Source organism: Rhizobacter sp. P2_H2 (genome assembly GCF_056403375.1).
The window spans coordinates 1-1,693 of sequence record NZ_JBFUFP010001131.1; the positions used below are offsets into that span (position 1 = coordinate 1).

Consider the following 1,693-nt stretch of genomic DNA (forward strand, 5'->3'; position numbering starts at 1 on the left):
GGGCTGCAGCCGGGCGACCTGATCGTGCTGGCAGCGCGGCCCTCGATGGGCAAGGCGCAGCCGCTGGATGCGCGGGTGCGCACGCTGTCGGCCTGGAAGCGCATGGGCGAGCTCGAAGTCGGCGATGCGGTCGCGTCGGTCGACGGGCGGCCGTCGATCGTCACCGGCCTCTACCCGCAGGGTGAGAAGGACGTCTGGCGCGTCCGCTTCTCCGATGGCCGGTCGGCCGAGTGCTGCGACGAGCATCTGTGGCGCGTGCATTTCCGCAGCTGGAAAGAACCGCGCGTGCTGAGCACCGCCGAGCTGCGGGTGATGCTGCAGAAGCCGCGCTACCAGGGCCGTCTCTGGATCGATTGCGCGACCGGTGATTTCGGTCACCTCGATGCGCTGCCGGTCGACCCGTGGCTGCTCGGTGCTCTCATCGGCGACGGGAATCTGACCGGCACCGGCTCGGTCCGCTTCTCGACCGCAGAGCCCGAAATGATCGAGCGCGTCGCCGAGCGCGCCGGCGACGGCATGGAAGTCACGCACGCCGGTCGCTACGACTACCGCATCGTGCGCCGCGACCGCGGCCATGTGCCCGGGCTGCTCGGCGCGCAACCCAACCCGCTGCGCACCGCGCTCGAGGCGCTCGGCCTGTCGGGCCTGTCCAGCGACCAGAAATTCATTCCCGAGTCCTATCTCACCGCCAGCCGCGAGCGCCGGCTCGACCTGCTGCGCGGCCTGCTCGACACCGATGGCTGGGTCGAGCGCTGGGGCAGCGTGCGCCTCTCGACCGCGAGCCGGCGCCTGGCCGACGACGTGGCTGCGCTGGTCCGCTCGCTCGGCGGCTGGTGCTCGATCAGCCAGAAGGCGCCGCATTTCACCAACGTTGCCGGGATGCGCGTGCCGGGCCTGCCGGCCTACGTGTGCCACATCTCGCACCCTGAACCGCGCTCGCTGTTCCTGCTGTCGGACAAGCAGGCCCGCACGCCCGAGCGCTGGCAGCGCCAGAAGCGGCTGACGCTCAGCGCGATCGAGCCGTCGCGCCGCGCGCCGTGCCAGTGCATCTCGGTGTCGCATCCGCAGCGGCTGTACATCACCGACGAAGATGTCGTCACGCACAACACCGCCTTCGCATTGAACATCGCCGAGAACGTCGCGGTGCACGAGGGCCTGCCGGTCGTCGTGTTCTCGATGGAAATGGGCGCGGCGCAGCTCGCATTGCGGATGGTCGGCTCGCTCGGCCGCATCGACCAGAGCAACCTGCGCACCGGCAAGCTGCGCGACGACGAATGGGGCCGGCTGTCCGAGGCGGTCGAGAAGCTCGGCAAGGCTGCGGTCTTCATCGACGAAGGCTCTGCGCTGTCGCCGAGCGAGCTGCGCGCCCGTGCGCGCCGCCAGGCGCGGCAGTGCGGCCAGCTCGGACTGATCGTCGTCGACTACCTGCAGCTGATGAGCGGCARCGGCGGCGGCAGCGAGGAAAACCGCGCCACCGTGATCGGCGAGATCTCGCGCGGCCTGAAGTCGCTGGCCAAGGAACTGAAGTGCCCGGTGATCGCGCTGTCGCAGCTGAACCGAAGCGTCGAGACTCGTACCGACAAGCGCCCGATGATGAGCGATCTTCGTGAATCGGGAGCGATCGAGCAGGATGCAGACGTCATCATGTTCATCTACCGCGACGACTACTACACCAAGGACGAGAGCAAGGACC

Annotated in this window: 1 protein-coding gene; it reads left to right on the forward strand. The window is 69.0% G+C overall.

From position 1 onward, the window contains the following. Positions 1-1,693 (forward strand): DnaB-like helicase C-terminal domain-containing protein (locus tag AC1D15_RS30820; RefSeq protein WP_477829026.1); only part of this gene is annotated, 1,693 nt, incomplete at both ends.